The organism is Kiloniellales bacterium, assembly GCA_030066685.1.
Taxonomy (GTDB): domain Bacteria; phylum Pseudomonadota; class Alphaproteobacteria; order Kiloniellales; family JAKSBE01; genus JAKSBE01.
The window spans coordinates 103,519-122,853 of the sequence record JASJBF010000002.1 but is presented as its reverse complement, the minus strand read 5'-3'; the positions used below and the strand labels follow the sequence as shown (position 1 = coordinate 122,853).

Here is a 19,335-nt window from a genome sequence, read left to right as displayed (position 1 = left end):
CGGGGGCCGTCAGTCCGGATCCAAGATCCGCCGAAGCTGTACCGCCAGCTCGGACCTTCGATAGGGCTTCGGCAGCAGGGCTTCGCCCGGGCCCAGGAGGCTGCGCTGTGCCGCGGCCTCAGCCGCATAGCCCGAGGTGTAGAGGACCTTGACCCCGGGGTGCTTCTCTCGAACCGCGGCGGCGAGCTCGGGCCCGCTCATGCCCCCGGGCATGATGATGTCGGTGAACAGCAGGGCGATGCCGTCGTGCTCCGCAAGGGCCTCCAGCGCGGCGCGGCCGCTGGCGGCCTCCCGCACCTCGTACCCGAGCGATATCAGGCGCTGGACGGTCACTTGGCGCAAGCGGGCGTCGTCTTCGACCACGAGGATGGTCTCGCCCCGCCCCCGAGTGCCTCTGGTAACCGTGGCTGCGGGCGGCGCGTCGGCGGCTGCCCCTTGCCAGCGCGGCAGGAACAGACTGACCGTGGTCCCGCAGCCCGGCTCGCTCTTGATCCTGGCAAAACCCCCGGACTGCTTGGCGAAGCCGTAAACCATGCTGAGCCCCAGGCCGGTACCGACGCCGGGCTCCTTGGTCGTGAAGAAGGGCTCGAAGGCCCGGTCGCGCACCTCGGGCGGCATGCCCGGACCGCTGTCCGAGACCGCGAGCCGGACATAGCTGCCGGACCTGACTTCCGGATCGCCGGCCATGGTCTCGCTGTCGATTTCGGCGTTTGACGTCTCGACCGTGACCCGCCCGCCGTTCCACAAGGCATCGCGGGCGTTGAGGCAGAGGTTCAGCAACGCATTTTCGAGCTGACCCGGATCGCTGCGGACCTGCCAGAGACCGGGCGAAAGCAGGATGCTGAGGTCGATCGTCTCGCCCAGGGCCCGCCGCAGGATGTCGTCCAGGCCCAGGATCAGGTCGTTGAGATCGAGGCTCCGGGGCGCCAGCGACCGGCGCCGGGCGAAGGTCAGCAGGCGGTCGATCAGCTCGGCGCCGAGTTCGGCCGCCTCCTCCGCCTGGCGGACCAGGGCGCGTGACTTGTCGTCGGTGACCCGGGTCTCCAGCATTTCCAGGTTGCCAATGACCACGGTCAGCAAGTTGTTGAAATCGTGCGCTATACCGCCCGTAAGCTGGCCGACCGCCTCCATCTTCTGAGCGTGGTGGAGCTGTTCCTCGGCCGCCCTCCGGGCCGAGTTGTCGTGCACGATCCCGGTAAAGAGCCGGCGGCCGTCGAAGACCACCTCGCTGACCGACAGGCCGGCCGGAAAGGTGGTGCCATCCTTGCGCCGGGCCTCCACTTCGCGGCCGATCCCGATGATCCGCCGCTCGCCGCTGTCCAGGTAGTGGCGGATGTAGCTGTCGTGGGCGCTGCGGTGCGGCTCGGGCATCAGGAGGCTGACGTTGTGGCCGATCATCTCCGCGGCCGAATAGCCGAAGAGACGCTCGGCCGCCGGGTTCAGGCTTTCGATCACGCCCTCGTCGTTGATGGTGATGATCGCGTCGACGGCGCTTTCGAGGATCGCCCGCAGGCGCGCCTGGCGCTCTTCGGCGGCGGCACGGGCGGTCCCCTCCAGGCTCACGTCTACGCCGGTACAGATCAGCAGCTGCGGGGTCCCGGCAGGGTCGCGCACTAGGGCGTGGGACCATGACACGCGCCGTCTGTCACCGCTGCGGTCGATCAGGTCGCAGTGGCCCGCGCCGCCGTCATGGTTCTGCCAGAGCTCGGCGATGCTGCCTTGCATCGTCTCCGCCTCTTCCGGCGGCACGAGGCAATCCCAGATCCGGCGTCCGCGCACCTCGGCTTGATCCCGGCCGGTCAGGGCCTCGCAGGCCTCGTTCATCAGCACGATCCGCCCCTCGGCATCGAGCACGATTACAAGCGAAGCCTCGGTGTCCGGGGCCTTCTCCGAGCGTTTCGGCGCCTCAGGGTCGGAGGACAATGTCGGCCATCCCTCACTGCTCGGGATCAACTCCGCGCGAGTAGCCTAGCTGCTCGGCGGCGCGGGGTAAAAGGCCGTCAGGGTGGCCGCCGACGCCAGCCCAGGAGGCAGCGCAGCCCGATCGGCACGACCAGGGTCGTCGCCACGGCGGTGATCACCAGGGCGGAGAAGAGGTTGCCGACGATCGGATGCGCCCCGTCGCCGGCCAGGAAGAGGCCGGACTTCTGGGCGATGCTGGCGATCACCAGCTCGACGGCACCGCGACCGCTCAGGCCGATGCCGATGGCCAGCGCATGGCGCGGCCCGAGGCCGCACAAGTAGGCCGGGAGTCCGGCCCCGATCAGCTTGCCGAGAAAGGCCAGGGCGATCAGGGCGGCGAGGAACTCGGGCACCGTCGTGAAGGCATCGAGGTCGAGCTGCAGGCCGATCCAGGCGAAGAAGACCGGTGCGGCGACCGCGGAGGTGACGGTCCCGACCACGGCCTTGACCCGTTCGTAGGCCTCGACGCCGACCCGACCCGTCTCGAAGAAGAGCCCGGCGACGAAGGGGCCGAGCACGAAGTGCAGGCCCAGCAGCTCGGCCAGGGCGCCGAGCCCGAGAGCGAAGAGGAGCAGGGCGCTCAGGCTCATGGCCTCGCCGTGGTGGACGTGAAGCCAGCGCCACAGCGGTCCGTAGACGTGGAGGCCGAGCCCGATCGCAACCCCGAAGAAGACGCCCACAGCGCCCAGCAGCAGTAGCAGCGCGGCCAGGTCCGGCAGGTCGCCCTGGATGATCAGATGGCTGGCGATCGCCAGGAGGACCAGCCCAAGGATGTCGTCGATCACCGCCGCGGCGATGACGATCTCGCCGACCGCCTGATGCAGCAGGCCGAGCTCCATAAAGACCTTGGCCGCCACGGGGATCGCCGAGATCGAGAGCCCGATGCCGATGATCAGGACCTGGCCCTGCTTCAGGTCGGAGGGCGGCAGGACCGCCCAGCCGAGCAGACAGCCCAGGGCCAGGGGCAGCAGCATGCCGCCGCAGGCCACCAGCACCGCCTCGCGGGAGTGCTCGGCAATCTCCTTCGGCTCCATCTCGATGCCGGTCAGCAGCAGAAGCAGGAAGATCCCGACCTCGCCGATCAGCTCGACCGCCTCGCTGCCCTTCAGCCCGGCAAGCAGGGGCAACTCGACCGGCAGGCTGACCAGCGCCAGGGCCAGCACCACGCCGGCCAGGATCTCGCCGATCGAGGACGACTGATGGCAGGCGACCGCAAGCCGCCCGAAGATCCGCGCCGCCAGAAGGACGACCAGGACCTCGAGGATCGCGGTCACGCGCCGCCGGCCTCCTGCCGCGCCCGGTCGGCCTCCTCGGCCAGGTCGCGCAGGGCGGCCGAGACCTCGACCGGGTAGGCCGGCGCCGGGTCCAGCGATCTCAGCGCGGCCGGCAGGCGGCCCAGCTCGGCCGCGGCGTGGGCGCGGGCGTCTTCCAGGCCGGGCAGCGACGCCATCCTGCGTCCGCCTCGCATGACCGGCGCGATCAGGGCCTGGCCGCCCTGGCTGTCGCCTTCGCAGGTCAGGACGTCGCCGGCCATGACCGTGTCGTGGCCGTAGTGCCGGTAGACCTGCTTGCGGCCCGGCCAGGTCGCCTTGCCGGTCGAGACCTTGCGCTTCGGCCGCCCGGCATATTCCTGAAGCTTGTAGGCGCAGTCGAGTGCCGGGGCGTCCGAAGCCGTGGTCAGGCTGGTGCCGATCCCGTAGCCATCGATGGGCACCGCCTCGGCGTGGTAGCGCGCCAGCAGGATCTCGTCGAGGCCGCCGCTGGCAAAGATCTGTATGCGCTCCAGGCCCGCCCGGTCGAGGAGCCGGCGCACCGCCCGCGCCTCTTCGGCGAGGTCCCCGCTGTCCAGCCGCACCCCGCGGATCGTGATCCCGCGCTGGGCCAGCCGGGGCGCCAGGCGGATCACGGTCCGGGCCGCGGCCAGGGTGTCGTAGGTGTCGAGCAACAGCACCACCGCCTCGGGGCGGGCCCTCGCGAAGTTTTCGAAGGCGGCTTCCTCGTCGTCATGTGCCTGGATGAAGGAATGCGCCATGGTGCCGTAGATCGGAACCTCGTAGAGCCCCGCCACCGGGGTCGTCGCGCTGCCGGCAAAACCGGCCAGGTAGCTCGCCCGTGCCGCCAGAAGGCCGGCCTCCGCACCGTGAGCGCGGCGCAGGCCGAAGTCGACCAGGGTCTTGCCCGGCGCGGCCAGGACCATGCGCGCCGCCTTGGAGGCGATCACGGTCTGGAAGTGCAGCAGGTTGATGATCCGGGTCTCCAGCAACTGCGCCTCCGGCAGCGGCGCGGTCAGACGCAGCAGCGGCTCGTCGGGAAAGCAGATCGTGCCTTCACGCAGGGCGTGGAGCGCGCCAGTGAAGCGGAAGCCCTCCAGGTGGTCGACGAAGGCCGCCGAGAAGCGGCCGCTGCCGCGGAGCCATTCCAGCTCGGGGGCTGTAAAGGCGGCGCCTTCCAGGAAGTCCACGACACTTTCCAGGCCGGCGGCCATCAGGAAGTTGCGGCTTGGCGGCAGCTTGCGCACGAAGAACTCGAATACCGCGGTCTCGGTCATGCCGGCTTCGAGATAGGCCTGCAGCATGTTCAGCTGATAGAGGTCGGTAAGCAGCAAGCCGCTGCCGAAGGCGGGCTGTGGGCCTGACGGATCGTGCGAGGAAACCATGGATCGCGCGGCCATCGAACAAAGGAAGAAGGGCCCTGGATGGGCAACACCAGGGTGCGGCCGACGCGCCGCGGGCACCTTGACTCAAATCAATGGATCGGCGGCGCCGGGAAAAGTAGATCGGAGGCTTTGCCCGGCGTCGCAGAATCTGTGAGCATGTCGGCTGCTTTGCTCGAGAACCAGGAGATCGAGACTTGCCCGGCGAAATCAAAGGCGGCGCGCCGCTGGCCGCAGAGCAGCTCTGCTGGCGCTGCGACACCTCCGGATTGACCTTCGAGACCACCGACGACCTCGAGGACCTGGGCGAGGTCATCGGACAAGCGCGCGCCGTCGAAGCGATTCTCTTCGCCGTGGGCATCGAACAGCCGGGGTACAACATCTTCGCCCTCGGGCCCGAAGGCCTTGACAAGCACGGCATCGTCCGCCGTTTCCTCGATGCCAAGGCCGCAGAGCAACCCGCACCGGCCGACTGGTGCTACGTGAACAACTTCCGCGAGGCCCACGCACCCAAGGCGATTGAGCTGCCACCCGGACGCGGCAGAGCCTTCAAGGAGGACATGGCACGGCTGGTCACGGACCTGCACGACGTCTTGATCAGCGCCTTCGAGAGCGAGGAGTACCGGACCCGCCGACAGGTGATCGAGGAGGAGCTGAAGGAACGGCAGCAGGCTTCGGTCTCGGAGATCGAGGCGGCGGCCAAAGAGAAGGGCCTGGCTCTGGTCCGCACGCCGATCGGTTTCGCTTTCGCGCCGGTCAGCGAGGGCAAGCTAGTTCCGCCGGAGGTCTTCGAGCATTTCCCTAAGGAGGCCCGCGAGAAGATCGAGGCCGACATCGAAGAGCTGCAGAAACGCCTCCAGGCGGCGCTCGAGAAGACCCCGATCTGGATTAAGGAGACCCGCGAGAGGGTGCGGGCCTTGAACCAGGAAACTGCCGAGCTGGCAGTCGGCCATCTGATCGGCTCCCTGCGCGACGCCTATGCAGACCTGCCCAAGATCCTGGAGTACTTGGAGCAGGTGCAGCAGGACGTGATCGGCAACGTAGAACTCTTCCTCCAGCAACCCAAGCAGGGTGCGGGGCCGAGGGTGGCCCGCGAGGGCGAGACGGGCAGCGATGCTTTCCGCCGCTATCTGGTGAACCTCATCGTCCACAACGGTCCGGAAGGCCGGGCGCCCGTCATCTACGAGGACAATCCGACCTATGACCGCCTGGTAGGTTATATCGAGCACCGTGCCGAGCTGGGCGCACTGGTCACCGACTTCAACATGATTCGTGCGGGGGCCCTGCACAAAGCGAACGGCGGTTACCTGATCCTCGACGTGCGCAAGGTTTTGATGCGCCCCTTGGCGTGGGACGGCTTAAAGCGAGCCCTCTTCGCAAAGGAGATCCGGACCGAGCCGCTGGCCCACATGATGGGCCTGCTGAGCACGACATCGCTTGAGCCGGAGCCGATCCCGCTGAACCTCAAGATCGTCCTGATCGGCGATCGTCAGCTCTATTACCTGCTGTCCTTCTACGACCCGGAGTTCGCCGACCTCTTCAAGGTCTCGGCGGATTTCGACGAGCTGATCGACCGCAGTGAACCCAACGATCGGCTCTACGCTCGGCAGGTCGCAACCCTGGTGCGCGAGAACAAGCTGCGCCCCTTCGGGCGCGAGGCGGTCGGCCGGGTCCTGGAACAAGCGGCACGCCAGGCCGGTGACGCCGAGCGGCTTTCGGCCAAGACCGATACCGTCGCCGACTTGCTGCGCGAGGCGGACCATTGGGCGCGGACCGAGGGCCGCAAGGTGGTCGAGCGCGCCGACGTGCAGAAGGCCATCGACAAGCAGATCTACCGCCAGGACCGGGTGCGCCAGCGCATGCAGGAGCAGATCCTCCGCGGCACCGTGCTGATCGACGACCGCGGCGCCAAGGTCGGGCAGATCAACGGCCTCTCGGTGCTCAGCCTGGGCGGCTTCGCCTTCGGCCGGCCGAGCCGGATCACCGCGCGGGTGCGCCTCGGCCGCGGCGACCTGGTCGACATCGAACGCGAGGTCGAGCTGGGCGGACCCCTTCACTCCAAGGGCGTGCTGATCCTGCGCGGCTTCCTCAGCTCGCACTATGCCAGCGACCGGCCGCTCTCCCTCTCGGCCAGCCTGGTCTTCGAGCAGTCCTATGGCGGCGTCGACGGCGACAGCGCCTCCTCGGCCGAGCTCTACGCCCTGCTCTCGGCCATCGCCGAGGTCCCGATCAAGCAGTCCTTCGCGGTGACGGGCTCGGTCAACCAGCACGGCGAGGTCCAGGCGATCGGCGGGGTGAACGAGAAGATCGAAGGCTTCTTCGACCTCTGCGCCGAACGCGGGCTGACCGGGGAGCAGGGCGTGCTGATCCCCGCCTCCAACGTCAAGCACCTGATGCTGCGCCCGGACGTGATCGAGGCGGTGGCAGAGGGCCGCTTCCGGGTCCATCCCGTAGCCAGCATCGAGCAGGGCATCGAGATCCTGACCGGCCTGCCGGCGGGCGAGCGGGGCGCGGACGGCCGCTTTCCCGAGGACAGCCTCAACCACAGGGTCGAGGCCCGCCTGATCGAGCTGGCCGAGCAGCGGCGGGCCTTCGCCCGCGGCGAGAGCGAGGAGGAGAAGCCATGACGGCGCCGGAAGCCGAGCTGGCGCTGCGCCGCATCCTGGTCGCCCTAGACGTCTCGGAGCAGAGCCGCGCGGCGCTGGAGGCGGCGGCCCGGCTGGCAGAGGGGCTCAACGCCGAGCTGGTCGGCCTCTTCGTCGAGGACAGCGACCTGCTGAGGATGGCCGAGCTGCCGGTCACGCGGCTGGTCGGCGCCCGAGGCACAGGATCGCTGGATCCGGCCATGCTGCGCCGCGCCTTCAAGGTGCAGGCCGCGGAGGCTCGCGCGGCCCTCGAGCGCACGGCCGAGCAATGGCAGATCAAGTGGTCCTTCCGGATCGCCCAAGGCAGCAGCGCCGAGGCCGTCGTCGCCGAAGCGGGAGACTTCGACCTGGTGGCGCTGGGCCGGACCAGCCGGCCGGCGGTCCGGACCGCACCGCTGGGCGCGACGGCGCGCCGTACGGCGATGGCGGCCTCCTGCTCGGTGCTGGTCTCGCGCAGCGGCAAGCGGGCCGGCTGTCCCCTGGTCGCGCTCTACGAAGGCGGCGCGCGTGCCCTGCCGCTGACCGCGCAGCTGGCGCGCGTCTTCGCCTGCTCCCTGATCGTCGGGGTCCTGGCCGACACGCCGGAACGCGCCGCGGCACTGGAGGGCGAGGCAGCGACCTGGCTGCGGGAGGCCGGACTTCGCGGCCGGGTCGAGCGCCTGGACGCGGCCGAGGCCGCCGCGATCCACGACCTGGTCCAGCGCCGGGATGCGGGCCTGCTCGTCGTCGACCAGCGCGGCCCGCTGGCCTCGAAGCTCGACCTGGAGGGGCTGCTCGAAACGCAGGAGGTGCCGGTCCTGCTTCTGCGCTGACGCGCCGGCTCAGGCCGCCCGGGGCACGCCGGGCCGTCCCAGCTCCGTCTCCAGGGCGCTGCGGTCCCAGCCGGCAAGGTCGGCGGCCGCGGCATAGGTAGTCTGCAGAAACTCGAGAAGCACCGCTTCGGGATCGGCGGCGCCGCGCACCGCGTCGTAAGGCAGGAGGAACTCACCCAGGTCCCGATCGAAGACCGCGTCCTTCGGCCCGACTGCGGCCTCGGCGAAACCCTCCGGCGTCGGGTAGGCGTAGGCGTAGAAGGCGGGGTCGTCGATGGGGCCGCCCCCGGGCCAGAAGCCGGCGGAGCTGACCTCGTGGGAATAGGCCTCCCGGGTGATCTCGTCGGGCAAGGCCGGGATGCCGCCGGGATGCGGCGGCGCCGTTCGGCCGGAGAAACGGGTCACCGCCAGATCGAAGCTGCCCCAGAAGAGATGGACCGGCGAGCACTTGCCCAGGAAGCCAGTGCGGAAGTGCTTGAAGACCCGGTCGATCCGCAGAAGTGCCCGCCAGAAGCGCTGCACCGCATCGGCGTCGTAAGCGGCGTGCTCGCGGTCACGCGCGAAGGGAATCGGGTTCGCCACCTCGTTGGGCGCCGAATGGAAGGACGCGTTAGCGCCGATCGCCTCGAGCGCGTCCCGGAAACGGGCGTGGAAATCGGCGACCGCCATCGGCTGCAGCTCGATCCGCTGCTGGGCGCCGTCGCTCGCCGAGACGATCAGCGCATGATCGATGAAGTCGAAATCGACCTGAACCGCGCGCGTGCCGTCGGGGATCTCCGAGGTGGTGAGGCCGCGGGGCGTGAGGTAGAGGGTCGCGTGCCAGGAATGATTGACCCAGGGCGTGCGGGCAAGGCGGTACTTGCCGACGATCTGGGTCCAGAGATGCAGCGTCGCGCAGCTCTCCTTCCAGGGTTCGAAGGGAATCTCGGGCCAGACCTCGGGCATTTCCCACCTCTCTCGGCTCGTCTTCAAAGAGCCTTAGATGGGGATGGAGCTACGGCTTGTCTATCAGGCCGTGGACGTGAACGTCGCTGGCGCCGGCGTCCCGGAGCAGGCCGAGGGCTTTTTCCTCGTGTTCGCCGTCACGGGTCCGGACCCAGAGCAGAAGGCCGCCGCGATCGAGCTGTTCCTGCAGTCCCCGGGCGTGCCTGTCACCGATCAGCCCGGCCAGGACCGAACCGATCAGGCCGCCCGCTCCGCCGCCGAGGGCGGCGGCGACCGCCGCGCCGATCAGCGAGCCGCCGGTGGCGACCAGGGCCCCTGCCGTCGCCGCTCCGCCCAGGTAGATCAGACCGCCGATCAGGGCGCCCTGGGCGTCGCCGATGGCCTCGGTCGAGACGAAAGCCCGACGCGGCGCCTGCGGATCGTCCTCCAGGTCCTGGACCCGCCGGTAGTGCGCGCCCAGCTTGGCCTCGACCGCGTGCTCGCCGGCCAGGAGGCTGATCTCGGCCCGGTCGAAGCCATGGCTCATCAGGCTGTCGACCGCCGCTTCCAGGGCCCGGGCGTCGTGGAAGACGCCGACCGCCTCCCGCACGAGGTCATCCCGCGTTTCGGCCGGTGGCGTCATCGGCTTCTCTCCCCAATGTGATCGATGGCTCTTCGCCTCAGGGCTGCAGCACGTAGCTGCCGGGCGCGTCCATCAGCGGCGGATAGCCGGCCTCGGCGGCGCCCAGACTGGGGGCCGGGATCTGCCCGTTGGAGCGGGCCGCGAGCCAGGCCTGCCACTCCGGCCACCAGCTGCCGTCCTTGCGCGGCGTCCGCGCGAGCCAGGTCTCGGGATCGACGTAGTAGTCGGTCTCCTTCTTGGTCGCGACCTGGTAGGAGCGGTTGCGATGGTCCGGCTCGCTGACCACGCCGGCGTTGTGCCCGCCGGTGGTCAGCAGGAAGGTGGTCTCGCTATCCGCAAGCAGGTTGATCTTGTAGGCCGAGCGCCAGGGCGCGACGTGGTCCTTGGTGGTCCCGACGGCGAAGATCGGCGCCCGGATGTCGCTGATCGCGACCGGCCGGCCGTCGACCTCGTAGCGGCCGCCGGCGAGGTCGTTGTTCAGGAAGAAACGGCGCAGGTACTCAGAGTGCATGGCGTAGGGCATGCGGGTCAGATCGGTGTTCCAGGCCATGAGGTCCGACATCCCGCGCCGCTTGCCGAGCAGGTAGTCCTGCACCAGGCGCGACCAGATCAGGTCGTTGGAGCGCAGCTGCTGGAACGCGCCCGCCATCTGGTGGGTGTCCAGGTAGCCCTGGTCCCACATCAGGCTCTCCAGGTAGTCGACCTGACTGTCGTTGATGAAGAGCATCAGCTCGCCGCTGTGGCGGAAGTCGATCTGCGAGGCCAGGAGCGAGAGGCTGGCGAAGCGCGGATCGCTGTTGCGCGCCAGGGCGGCCGCGGCCATCGCCAGCAGGGTGCCGCCGAGGCAATAGCCCACGCCGTGCACGTCGCGCTCCGGCACCACGGCGTCGATGGCGTCCAAGGCCGCCAGGATGCCCAGGCGCCGGTAGTCGTCGAGCCTGAGGTCCCGGTCCTCGGAGGTCGGGTTGCGCCAGGAGATCATGAAGACCGTGTGGCCGCGCTCGACCAGATACTTGACCAGCGAGTTCTGCGGCGAGAGATCGAGGATGTAGTACTTCATGATCCAGGCCGGCACGACCAGCACCGGCTCGGCGTGGACGGTCTCGGTCGCCGGCGCGTATTGGATCAGCTCGATCAGGCGGTTGCGCAGGATCACCTTGCCCGGGGTGACCGCGACATCGCGCCCGACCCGAAAGCGCTCGGCCCCGGCCGGCCGCTTGCCGGCGACGGCGCGCTCCCAGTCGTCGATGAAGTTCTCGGCACCGTGCAGCAGGTTGGCGCCGCCCTCACGCAAGGTCGTCTCCCGGACCTCGGGGTTGAGCCAGGGCAGGTTTGAAGGCGAGACCATGTCGAGCAGTTGCCGGGTCACGAAGTTCACGATCCGCTCGTTGCGCCGGTCCATGCCGGTCAACTCGCTGGTCGCGACATGCCACCACTGCTGGGTCAGCAGAAAGCTCTGATAGAGCAGGTTGTAGGGCCACTGCCGCCAGGCTTCGCCGTCGAAGCGCTTGTCCTGCGGCAGGGGCTCGATACAGGGCGGCGTCTCCGGATCCGCCATGGCCTGCTGGGCGTGCAGGGCCAGCCGGAGGTTCTTGCGGACGGCCTTCTCGACGAGCTGCGCGCCCTTGCTGGGCGACAGGCCGATATGGGTCAGCCAGTCCAGATAGGCGAGCCAGAGGACGCTCGGCGAAACGCCGGCGGTCAGCCGCGCGAGGTTGGCGGCCAGGGCCCGGTCGAGGCTGTCGTACTTGTGCTCGTGGGGTTCGAAGCCGGGCGCCGGCTCCGCGCCGTCGCGCGGCAGTACGGCTGCCGGACAGGGCTGCGGGAGCTCGGCCGGGCGTACCCCCTCCCCGGCCGGCGCCCTGGACACGGCGCGTCGCTCACCACTCTTGCCGGAGCGCCGCCTCCGCGCCTTCGTCGATGAAGACTGGAGAAGGGTTTCGGAGGCGGTCGAAGCGCGTTCCTCGTCCATGGGGTTCCAGCATCCCTTGTCCGGCAAACCGAAGGCTCGAAAGCAGCGCAGGGGAGCTGCCCAAGCCTCGCAAGGACACTAGCGGCACCGCCCGCGCCCCGCCTTGACGTGGGTCAAGATCGCGGCGGCCCCATTTCGGGGACCGCCGGCGGCCGGCAGCCTGTCGTGGACAGTGCCGTGAAAACAAGAAGAGAAGAAAGGTGCTTGTGGTGGAGCTGCGTGGTCCCTTTGCGTCCGATGAAGCGGCCCTTTTCCTCGCTGGCGAAGCGGTTGTCGTCGCAGAACCCGAAGAAGTAGTACTCCTCGGGCGTGAGCTTGCCACGGCCGCGCGAAAGGCTGAAGATCTCGGCGATCTGAGTGGTCAGGCCCTTGTTGCGGCGCGCGCGGGGCCAGAGCGTGCAGCGCCCGACATCGAGTTTCTCCGGGGCCTGCCCGGTCTCGAGAACGCGTTGGTGCCCGCCCGCTCGGCGGCTTCGCCGATCCTGGTCATGTTCAAGGGTCCGGATTTGCCTTGGTCCGACCGTCTAGCTCTTGGTAAGGCTTGGACAATTATCGGTTAAGCGAGACCGCCTGGAGGGCCGAACGACCGCCATGCCGATCGAGAACTGGCAGATATCCAAGCCCGTGATCCGCGCCGCCAAGGGCGTGGTGGCAGCGCAGAACTGGCGCGCGGCGCAGGCCGGCGCCGAGGTCCTGACGGCCGGCGGCAACGCGGTCGACGCCGCCGTGGCCACCGCCTGCGCCCTGGCGGTCGCCGAGCCCTGGATGAGCGGCCTGGGCGGCTGCGGCTACATGGTCGTCTACGGCGCCGAGGACGAGGCCGTCCGGGTGGTCGATTTCGGCACGGTCGCGCCGCTGAACCTCGATCCGGCCACCTACCCCCTCGGCAGCGAGGCCGGCGCGGACGGCGACCTCTTCGGCTGGCCCGGCGTCGAGGGCGCGCGGAACGTCCGCGGCCCCCTTTCGCTCGGCGTGCCGGGCAGCGTCGCCGGCCTCGGCCTCGCCCTGGCCCGCTTCGGCAGCCTGCCCTGGGCCGAGGTCCTGGCACCGGCGGTCGAGCTCGCCGAGCAAGGCCATATCGTCGACTGGTGGACCACCCTCTTGGTCGCCCGCGACGCCGCCGCCCTGCGCGAGAACGAAGCCGCCGCCGCGGTCTATCTGCCCGACGGCCTGCCGCCGGTCGCGACCGAGATCGGCAAGCTGAAGCTGGACCTCGGCCGACTGGCCGCGACCCTGCGCCGCCTGGCCGAGGCCGGCCCCGAGGATTTCTATCGCGGCGCCGTCGCGGAGACCCTGGTCGCCGACGTCGCTGCCCTGGGCGGCGTTCTCTCGGCCGAGGACTTGGCCGGCTACGAGGCCCGGGTGGTCGAGCCCCTGGCGGTCGATCGGGGTGACGTAAGGATCCACCTGCCGCCGGGCCTGACCGCCGGACCGAGCTTCGCCGACGCCCTGGACGCGCTCGGCCCGGTCGCCGAGGGCGCGCCCGGGCCCGAGGCCTTCGCCGCCTACGCCCGGGCGCTTACCGAGGCCTACCGGCGGCGCCTGGCGGAGATCGGCCACGACGGGGACCAGGCCGGCCAGGGCTGCACGACCCAGGTCTCGGTCGCCGACGCCCGGGGCAACCTGGTCGCCCTGACCAACACCCTGCTCTCGCCCTTCGGCGCCAAGGTGGTTTCGCCCGGCACCGGCGTGCTGCTGAACAACGGGATCATGTGGTTCGATCCCCGTCCGGGACGACCCAACTCCATCGCGCCCGGCAAGCGGCCCCTGTGCAACATGTGTCCGCTGGTCGCGACCCGCGACGGGCGTCCCTGGTTCGCCCTGGGCGGCTCCGGCGGCCGGCGCATCCTGCCGGCCGTGTTCCAGGTCGCCTCCTTCCTGATCGATTGCGGCCTGCCGCTGGAAGCCGCGGTCCGGCAGCCGCGGATCAACGTCGACGGCGGCCCCGAGGTCGAGGTCGACCCCAGGCTGGGCGATGCGGTCGCCAAGAGCATCGCCGAAGCGCTGCCGGTCCGCCTGGTCGAGGCCGTGCTGACCCCGAACCACTACGCCAACCCGGTGATAGCCCTTCGCGAGGGCGAGGCCTGCCTGGGCGCGACCCAGCTGCCTTCGCCGGTGGCGGCGGCGATCGGCGCGCGATGAAGAAGTCCGGCTTCATATACGAGGAAGCGCCCTTCCCCTCGGCGCACGCCGCGACCCTGGCGGCGACGGAGCGGGGCCTGATCGCCGCCTGGTTCGCCGGGACCCGGGAGAAGCATCGCGACGTCGGGATCTGGGTCGCCCAGCAGGAGGCCGGCGCCTGGTCACGGCCGGTCGAGGTCGCGAACGGGATTCCGGATGGTCGTTTGGGCCGGTGGCGCCGCTACCCCTGCTGGAACCCGGTCCTGTTCCAGCCCGCGGAAGGTCCGCTGCTGCTGTTCTTCAAGGTCGGGCGCAGCCCGAGCCGCTGGTGGGGCGAGGTCATGGCCTCGGAGGACGGCGGCGCCACCTGGTCGAGTCCCCGGCGCCTGCCCGAGGGGATCCTGGGGCCGATCAAGAACAAGCCGATCGAGCTGGCCGACGGCAGCTGGCTCAGCCCCTCGAGCAGCGAGCACGCCGGCTGGCGGGTCCACCTCGAGCGCTCGAGCGACCGCGGCGCGACCTGGGACCTGATCGGTCCCCTGAACCGCCGCGAGGAGTTCACGGCGATCCAGCCGGCGATCCTGGACTACGGCGGCGGCCGGCTGCAGATCCTGAACCGCTCCCGCCAGGGCGTCGTCACCGAGTGCTGGTCGGAGGACGGCGGCCGGAGCTGGAGCCCGATGGCGGCGACGAACCTGCCCAATCCGGACAGCGGCATCGACGCAGTAATGTTACGGGACGGCAGGGCCCTGCTGGTCTACAACCGCAGCACCCGCGATCGCAGCCCGCTCAACATCGCAGTGTCCCGCGACGGCCGGGACTGGAAAGACGTGATGGTGCTGGAGGACGAACCCGGCGAATTCTCCTATCCTGCGGTGATCCTGGACCGGAACGACCGGGTCAATGTCGCCTACACCTGGAACCGGCGGAGGATCAAACACGGAGTCATCGATCCGGCGGAGCTGTAGCGCAAACCCCCAAAGGCTCGCCGGCGCCGTCCGACGGGCCACGACCGGTGATCCCGGAGCCCGGGGCCGCCGTATTTTTCGAGAGCAGAAACCGACCGACATGTCATCTCAAAAGCACACCACCTCGGGCTTCGCCGGCTGCCTGGCGGCCATCGCCCTTTCCGCGGCCGCCGCCCTGCCGCCACAGCCGTCGCTGGCGGAGCAACGGGATCCGCCGCCGCGCACCTGTCCGGCTGCCGGGACCTGGATGGATCCCGCGAACGGCCGGCAGCTCTCGCACCGGGACGTCGTCGCAACCACGGCGCAGGCCGATATCGTGCTTCTGGGCGAGAGCCACGACCAGGCCGACCATCACCGCTGGCAGCTCTCCGTCCTGGCCGCCCTCCACGCCAAGACCGACGAGCTTGTCGTCGGCTTCGAGTCCTTCCCGCGCAGCGTCCAACCGGCGCTCGACACCTGGGCCGAAGGTGCCTGGAGCGGAGAGACCTTCCTGAAGGAGGTCCGCTGGTCCGAGGTCTGGGGCATGGAGCCGGGGCTCTACCTGCCGCTCTTCGACTTCGCCCGGCTCTACCGGCTGCCGATGGTCGCGCTCAACGTCGAGCGCAAGCTGGTCTCCAAAGTCGGCCAGGAGGGCTGGGCCGCGGTCCCGGTGGCGGAGCGCGAAGGCCTCGGTGATCCGAAACCGGCCAGCGAGGCCTACAGGCTGAGCCTCGGCAAGGTCTACCTGCAGCACAGCCCGGCCAAGCCGAAGGAGGGTGAGCACGGCGGCGAGGGCGAGAAGATGACCCTCGAGGAGGTGATGGCCCTGCCCGCCTTTGAGCGCTTCGTCGAGGCGCAGCTGACCTGGGACCGGGCCATGGCGGAGGCGCTTGCGGCCGCGCGCGACCGGCCGGGGGCGCCGCTGGCGGTCGGCATCGTCGGCAGCGGCCATCTGGAGAACCGCTTCGGCATCCCGCACCAGCTGGCCGATCTCGGAATTGACAACGTCGCAGTCCTGCTACCGGTGACGCCCGAAGCCGCTTGCGAATCCCTGGACCCGGGGCTGGCCGACGCCGTCTTCGTGATCGAACGCAAGCCCGGCGAACAGCGGCCACGCCCGCGCCTGGGCGTGATCATCGAGACCGCCGAGGAGGGCGTGCGGATCCGCGACGTTGCCGAGGGCAGCGTTGCCGCGGCAGCCGAGCTCCAGGCCGGCGACCTGGTGCGCGAAGCCGCCGGCCAGGAACTGGAGCGCCACAGCCAGCTGATCGAGATCGTCCAGCGACAGGCCCCCGGCACCTGGCTGCCGCTGCGGGTTCAGCGCGGCGAGGAGACGCTCGACGTGATCGCCAGGTTCCCGACGGCCTTCGAATGAGTCCGCGCCTGGCCTTCGTCCTTACCCTGATGCTGGCCCTCCCGGCCTGGGCCGACAGCCACGAGCTGGTCTCCAAGATCGAGCACGACGTCCGACTCGATCTCGATCCGGCCCGGGGCCTGCTCGAGGGCAGCGACCGCATCACCGTCACGGGCCGCGAGGAGCTGGCGCTTTACCTCTATCCCTCCCTGAAGATCGAGGCGCTTCTGGTCGACGGCGAGGCGGAGCAGTTCGACGGGGAGGAACGGCCGCTGGTCATTCGCCTTCCCGACGAGGAGTCCAGCGAGGTGCTGGTCCGCTACCGGGGCCCGATTATCGACGACAGCGGCGGCGCCTTCCTCGATCCGCGCGGGGCCTTCCTGCCCGAACGTCTGGGCTGGATGCCGGAGACCGAGGACGAGAGCACGAGCTATCGTCTTACGATCTCGACGCCGGAGCCCTACCGGGCGATCGCGACCGGCCGCCTGATCGAGGAGAAAAGCGAGAACGGCCGCCACAGCGTGGTCGTCGCGGGCCAGCCGGGGGTCGCGGCGCCCGCGGCCTTCGCCGGCCGGTTCCAGGTCGCCGAGCGGCGCCGTGGAAAGACACTGCTGCGGACCTACTTCCCGGCCGCGGCCGAGACCCTGGCGCCGCGCTACCTGGACAGCACGGCGCGCTACCTGGATATCTTCGAAGAGCGCATCGGCCCCTACCCCTACGATGCCTTCCACATCGTCGCTGGCCCCTTGCCGGTCGGCCTGGGCTTTCCGGGCCTGACCTACGTTTCCGACAAGATCCTGCACCTGCCCTTCATGCAGGGTCGCTCGCTCGCTCACGAGGTCGCCCACAACTGGTGGGGCAACGCGATCGAGATCGACTACGCCGGCGGCAACTGGGCCGAGGGCCTGACCACCTTCATGGCCGACTACGCCCTGACCGCCGAGAGCGGGCCGTCGGCGGCGCGCGAGATGCGCCTGGGCTGGCTGCGCGACTACGCCGCCCTGCCGGCCGGGCGAGACCGTCCGGTCATCAGCTTCGTCTCCAAGACCCACGATGCCCAGCAGGTCATCGGCTACAACAAGACCGCCTTCTTCTTTCACATGCTGGAGCAAGAGCTGACATCGGAGGTCTTCGCTGAAGGCATCAAGGGCTTCTGGCAGGCCCGGAAGTTCCGCCGCGGAAGCTGGGCCGATCTCCAGACGGCCTTCGAGAACGCCGCCGACCGCGGGCTCGCCTGGTTCTTCGAGCAATGGCTGACCCGCCCCGGCGCCCCGGAGCTAAAGCTGGGCGAAGTCGCGGTGTCCGAGGCGGCCGGAGGCCATCGGCTGCGCTTCGACCTGTCGCAGACTGGCTCTCCCTATCGCCTCGCGGTGCCGGTCCGGATCAAGACCGCAGCCGGAAGCCGGACCTTGCAGGTCGAGCTGGAGGGCGCGCGGACCGAGGTCAGCGAGATCCTGCCGGCTCCGCCCAAGGCCTTGAGCATCGACCCCGACTACGACCTCTTCCGGCGCCTGGCGCCCGGCGAGGCGACCCCGATCCTGCGCGATGTCACTCTGAACCCCGAGGCCCGCGTCGTCCTGGCCACCGGCGCGGATGCGGTGGCCCGCCAAGCCGCCGAGGACCTGGCCGGGCGGCTGGTACGGGGCGTGGCGGCGACCCCGTCCGGGGTCGAGCCCGCCGCGCCCGCCACCGGGCCGCTGCTGATCGTCGGCCTCGACGCCGAGCTGCCCGACGCCCTCGAAGCGCACAAGGTCGCGCCCATGCCCGAAGCCCTCGACGGCCGGGGCAGCGCCCGCGCCTGGACCCGGCGCCGCGACGACGGCGTGACCGCTCTGATCGTATCGGCGAAGGACGCCGAGAGCCTCGCGCTGCTGCTGCGGCCCCTGCCCCACTACCGCCGCTACGGCTACGTCGTCTTCGAGGGCAGCAAGGCAGTCGACAAGGGCGTCTGGCCTGCCGCGGAAAGCCCCCTGGTCAAGCGCTTCGACTAGCGCACTTCCCGATCAGACGCGTTCGCGTCTGGCCGGGAATAGTGCGCTAATACGTTGGAAATACGGCGTTACATCCGGCCAGATGGATCGCGTGGCGATTCCATTTGATCGGATAATGCCCCAGAGCCTCGCGGTCGTCCGGAAAGGAAATCGGGAAACCCTGAGACTACGGGCCTCCGCGGGCTGCCTTCTGGACCCTACCCGAAGGTGGCGCCTCCGGTTAGCCCTTCATCCACCCGGGTTTCCCCGGGTATCAGCCCAATGCCGCCTTTTTTGGGGTGCGGCGTCTCACCCGTCGTGCGAGCCGTCTCGCTGCTTTCCGAACGGTTTGGGTTGGCCGACCCAGTTCGCCCGGTCCTACAGCAAGGCCATTCGGCTTGCGGCCTCTTAGGAGTCTATCTGAGCAATGCTCATGGCCTGCACCCTGTTCTCAAGGCCTTGGTCTAGGAGGGTGGCGCGCCGCGATGCTGGACGCATCGCAAGCGGTAGCCGACGACGTCCCAAGGTCTTGAGAACAGGGCCCTGCGGGTCGTTCAGGGAAGACCGAGGGTGTCGTCGCGCAAGCTTGACGATGCACCCAGCATCGCCGGCGCCCGCGCTCCTAACCCTCGGTCTTCCCTGAACGATGCAGACCGTGAGCATTGCTCAGATAGACTCCTAACCCCCGACTTCATCCTGAGATGGCCGGGATTAGGCATCTTTCCGTGCCCGCACCGCTGGGGGCTTTTGCGTTTCCACCTTGGCGAGGTGGCAAGCGAAGGAATCGCACCTTCCCTTCGGGTTATAAGCCCGCTGCTCGCTATGAGCTGCTTACGCAACCTACGACGACGAGCCCCAGCGGTTCCTCCCGACCTCTTGGGCCAGGAATAGAACTCACCGTCTACGGGTCCCTTGTTAGGGGCGTCCCACGGGCTGCCCGAGGATGTCTCCCCGGTCACCTGCACCGCAGCACTCAGGCAACAACCCTCGTACCGGCGGCACCACGCCTTGACGATCGGCGGACGATGTCTTGGCTTGCGGCGGCGGTTCCACCTGCCCTTTCGGCCCCCACCGTCGGCCAGGACCTATCCCTTGCAGGACCGCAGACATGCAGTCCGACTTCGCCCCACCATTCGGATGAGGCCCCCTCGCGGGGTCATCGGCGCTTGCTTGGACGGACCCTTGCGGGCGGCGCTATGTAGGCTTCACGCCTTTATCCGGGTTGCCCCGAAGTATCCTTCCGACCGGACCCCAAGCGGCCCGGGAGGCAGGGTTATAAAGCGGCTGGATTCAGAATCAAGAGAAAAATGCTGCACCTGCGAAGTAAATCGG

13 protein-coding genes are annotated in these 19,335 nt (G+C 69.4%); 7 read left to right on the top strand and 6 right to left on the bottom strand.

Annotated features, from left to right (window positions below; translation table 11 throughout):
* Positions 1–9: 9 nt before the first annotated feature.
* The 3 genes from QNJ30_02650 to QNJ30_02640 form a co-directional block, all read right to left on the bottom strand.
* Positions 10–1,923, bottom strand: coding sequence for a PAS domain S-box protein (locus QNJ30_02650; GenBank protein ID MDJ0942331.1), 1,914 nt, complete (start codon positions 1,921–1,923; stop codon positions 10–12).
* Between the two features lie 77 nt (positions 1,924–2,000).
* Positions 2,001–3,236, bottom strand: coding sequence for a cation:proton antiporter (locus QNJ30_02645; GenBank protein MDJ0942330.1), 1,236 nt, complete (start codon positions 3,234–3,236; stop codon positions 2,001–2,003).
* On the bottom strand, positions 3,233–4,567 hold the full coding sequence (locus QNJ30_02640; protein ID MDJ0942329.1) for a nicotinate phosphoribosyltransferase: 1,335 nt from the start codon (positions 4,565–4,567) through the stop codon (positions 3,233–3,235). Before QNJ30_02640 ends, QNJ30_02645 begins: the two co-directional genes overlap by 4 nt.
* A 245-nt stretch (positions 4,568–4,812) precedes the next feature.
* On the opposite strand from QNJ30_02640, the gene QNJ30_02635 reads away from it, so the two are divergent.
* Positions 4,813–7,242, top strand: coding sequence for an AAA family ATPase (locus QNJ30_02635; protein ID MDJ0942328.1), 2,430 nt, complete (start codon positions 4,813–4,815; stop codon positions 7,240–7,242).
* The gene (locus QNJ30_02630; GenBank protein ID MDJ0942327.1) at positions 7,239–8,072 is read left to right on the top strand and encodes a universal stress protein; all 834 of its coding nucleotides are present in this window, start codon (positions 7,239–7,241) and stop codon (positions 8,070–8,072) included. The genes QNJ30_02635 and QNJ30_02630 overlap by 4 nt, the downstream gene beginning before the upstream one ends.
* 9 nt (positions 8,073–8,081) lie before the next feature.
* On the opposite strand, the gene QNJ30_02625 is transcribed toward QNJ30_02630, so the two are convergent.
* From QNJ30_02625 to QNJ30_02615, 3 genes are read right to left on the bottom strand one after another with little or no spacing between them, the layout of a single operon-like run.
* Positions 8,082–9,017, bottom strand: coding sequence for a DUF5996 family protein (locus QNJ30_02625; protein ID MDJ0942326.1), 936 nt, complete (start codon positions 9,015–9,017; stop codon positions 8,082–8,084).
* Between the two features lie 49 nt (positions 9,018–9,066).
* Positions 9,067–9,639, bottom strand: a complete 573-nt coding sequence (locus QNJ30_02620; protein ID MDJ0942325.1) for a hypothetical protein — start codon at positions 9,637–9,639, stop codon at positions 9,067–9,069.
* Positions 9,640–9,676: 37 nt separating this feature from the next.
* Entirely contained in the window at positions 9,677–11,509 is a 1,833-nt protein-coding gene (locus QNJ30_02615) for an alpha/beta fold hydrolase (GenBank protein MDJ0942324.1), read from the bottom strand.
* Between the two features lie 302 nt (positions 11,510–11,811).
* Between QNJ30_02615 and QNJ30_02610 the strand changes: the two genes are divergently transcribed.
* The 5 genes from QNJ30_02610 (at position 11,812) to QNJ30_02590 (ending at position 18,024) form a co-directional block, all read left to right on the top strand.
* Positions 11,812–12,171 (top strand): hypothetical protein, encoded by a 360-nt coding sequence (locus tag QNJ30_02610; GenBank protein ID MDJ0942323.1) that lies wholly within the window; start codon positions 11,812–11,814, stop codon positions 12,169–12,171.
* Between the two features lie 31 nt (positions 12,172–12,202).
* Complete coding sequence (locus tag QNJ30_02605; protein ID MDJ0942322.1) at positions 12,203–13,753, top strand: gamma-glutamyltransferase; 1,551 nt, start codon at positions 12,203–12,205, stop codon at positions 13,751–13,753.
* A complete protein-coding gene (locus QNJ30_02600) occupies positions 13,750–14,700 on the top strand; it encodes an exo-alpha-sialidase (protein ID MDJ0942321.1) in 951 nt (316 codons plus the stop codon). The genes QNJ30_02605 and QNJ30_02600 overlap by 4 nt, the downstream gene beginning before the upstream one ends.
* Positions 14,701–14,800: 100 nt before the next feature.
* Positions 14,801–16,054 carry a ChaN family lipoprotein gene (locus QNJ30_02595; GenBank protein ID MDJ0942320.1) on the top strand — a complete coding sequence of 418 codons (1,254 nt, stop codon included), beginning with the start codon at positions 14,801–14,803 and terminating at the stop codon, positions 16,052–16,054.
* A complete protein-coding gene (locus QNJ30_02590) occupies positions 16,051–18,024 on the top strand; it encodes a M1 family aminopeptidase (GenBank protein ID MDJ0942319.1) in 1,974 nt (657 codons plus the stop codon). The genes QNJ30_02595 and QNJ30_02590 overlap by 4 nt, the downstream gene beginning before the upstream one ends.
* The last annotated feature ends 1,311 nt before the right edge of the window (positions 18,025–19,335 follow it).

Excerpts from the sequence above, each read along its gene's own strand:
- QNJ30_02625 (MDJ0942326.1), bottom strand. The coding sequence starts at position 9,017 with ATGCCCGAGGTCTGGCCCGAGATTCCCTTCGAACCCTGGAAGGAGAGC.
- QNJ30_02595 (MDJ0942320.1), top strand. The coding sequence starts at position 14,801 with ATGTCATCTCAAAAGCACACCACCTCGGGCTTCGCCGGCTGCCTGGCG.
- QNJ30_02620 (MDJ0942325.1), bottom strand. The coding sequence starts at position 9,639 with ATGACGCCACCGGCCGAAACGCGGGATGACCTCGTGCGGGAGGCGGTC.
- QNJ30_02600 (MDJ0942321.1), top strand. The coding sequence starts at position 13,750 with ATGAAGAAGTCCGGCTTCATATACGAGGAAGCGCCCTTCCCCTCGGCG.
- QNJ30_02605 (MDJ0942322.1), top strand. The coding sequence starts at position 12,203 with ATGCCGATCGAGAACTGGCAGATATCCAAGCCCGTGATCCGCGCCGCC.
- QNJ30_02630 (MDJ0942327.1), top strand. The coding sequence starts at position 7,239 with ATGACGGCGCCGGAAGCCGAGCTGGCGCTGCGCCGCATCCTGGTCGCC.
- QNJ30_02590 (MDJ0942319.1), top strand. The coding sequence starts at position 16,051 with ATGAGTCCGCGCCTGGCCTTCGTCCTTACCCTGATGCTGGCCCTCCCG.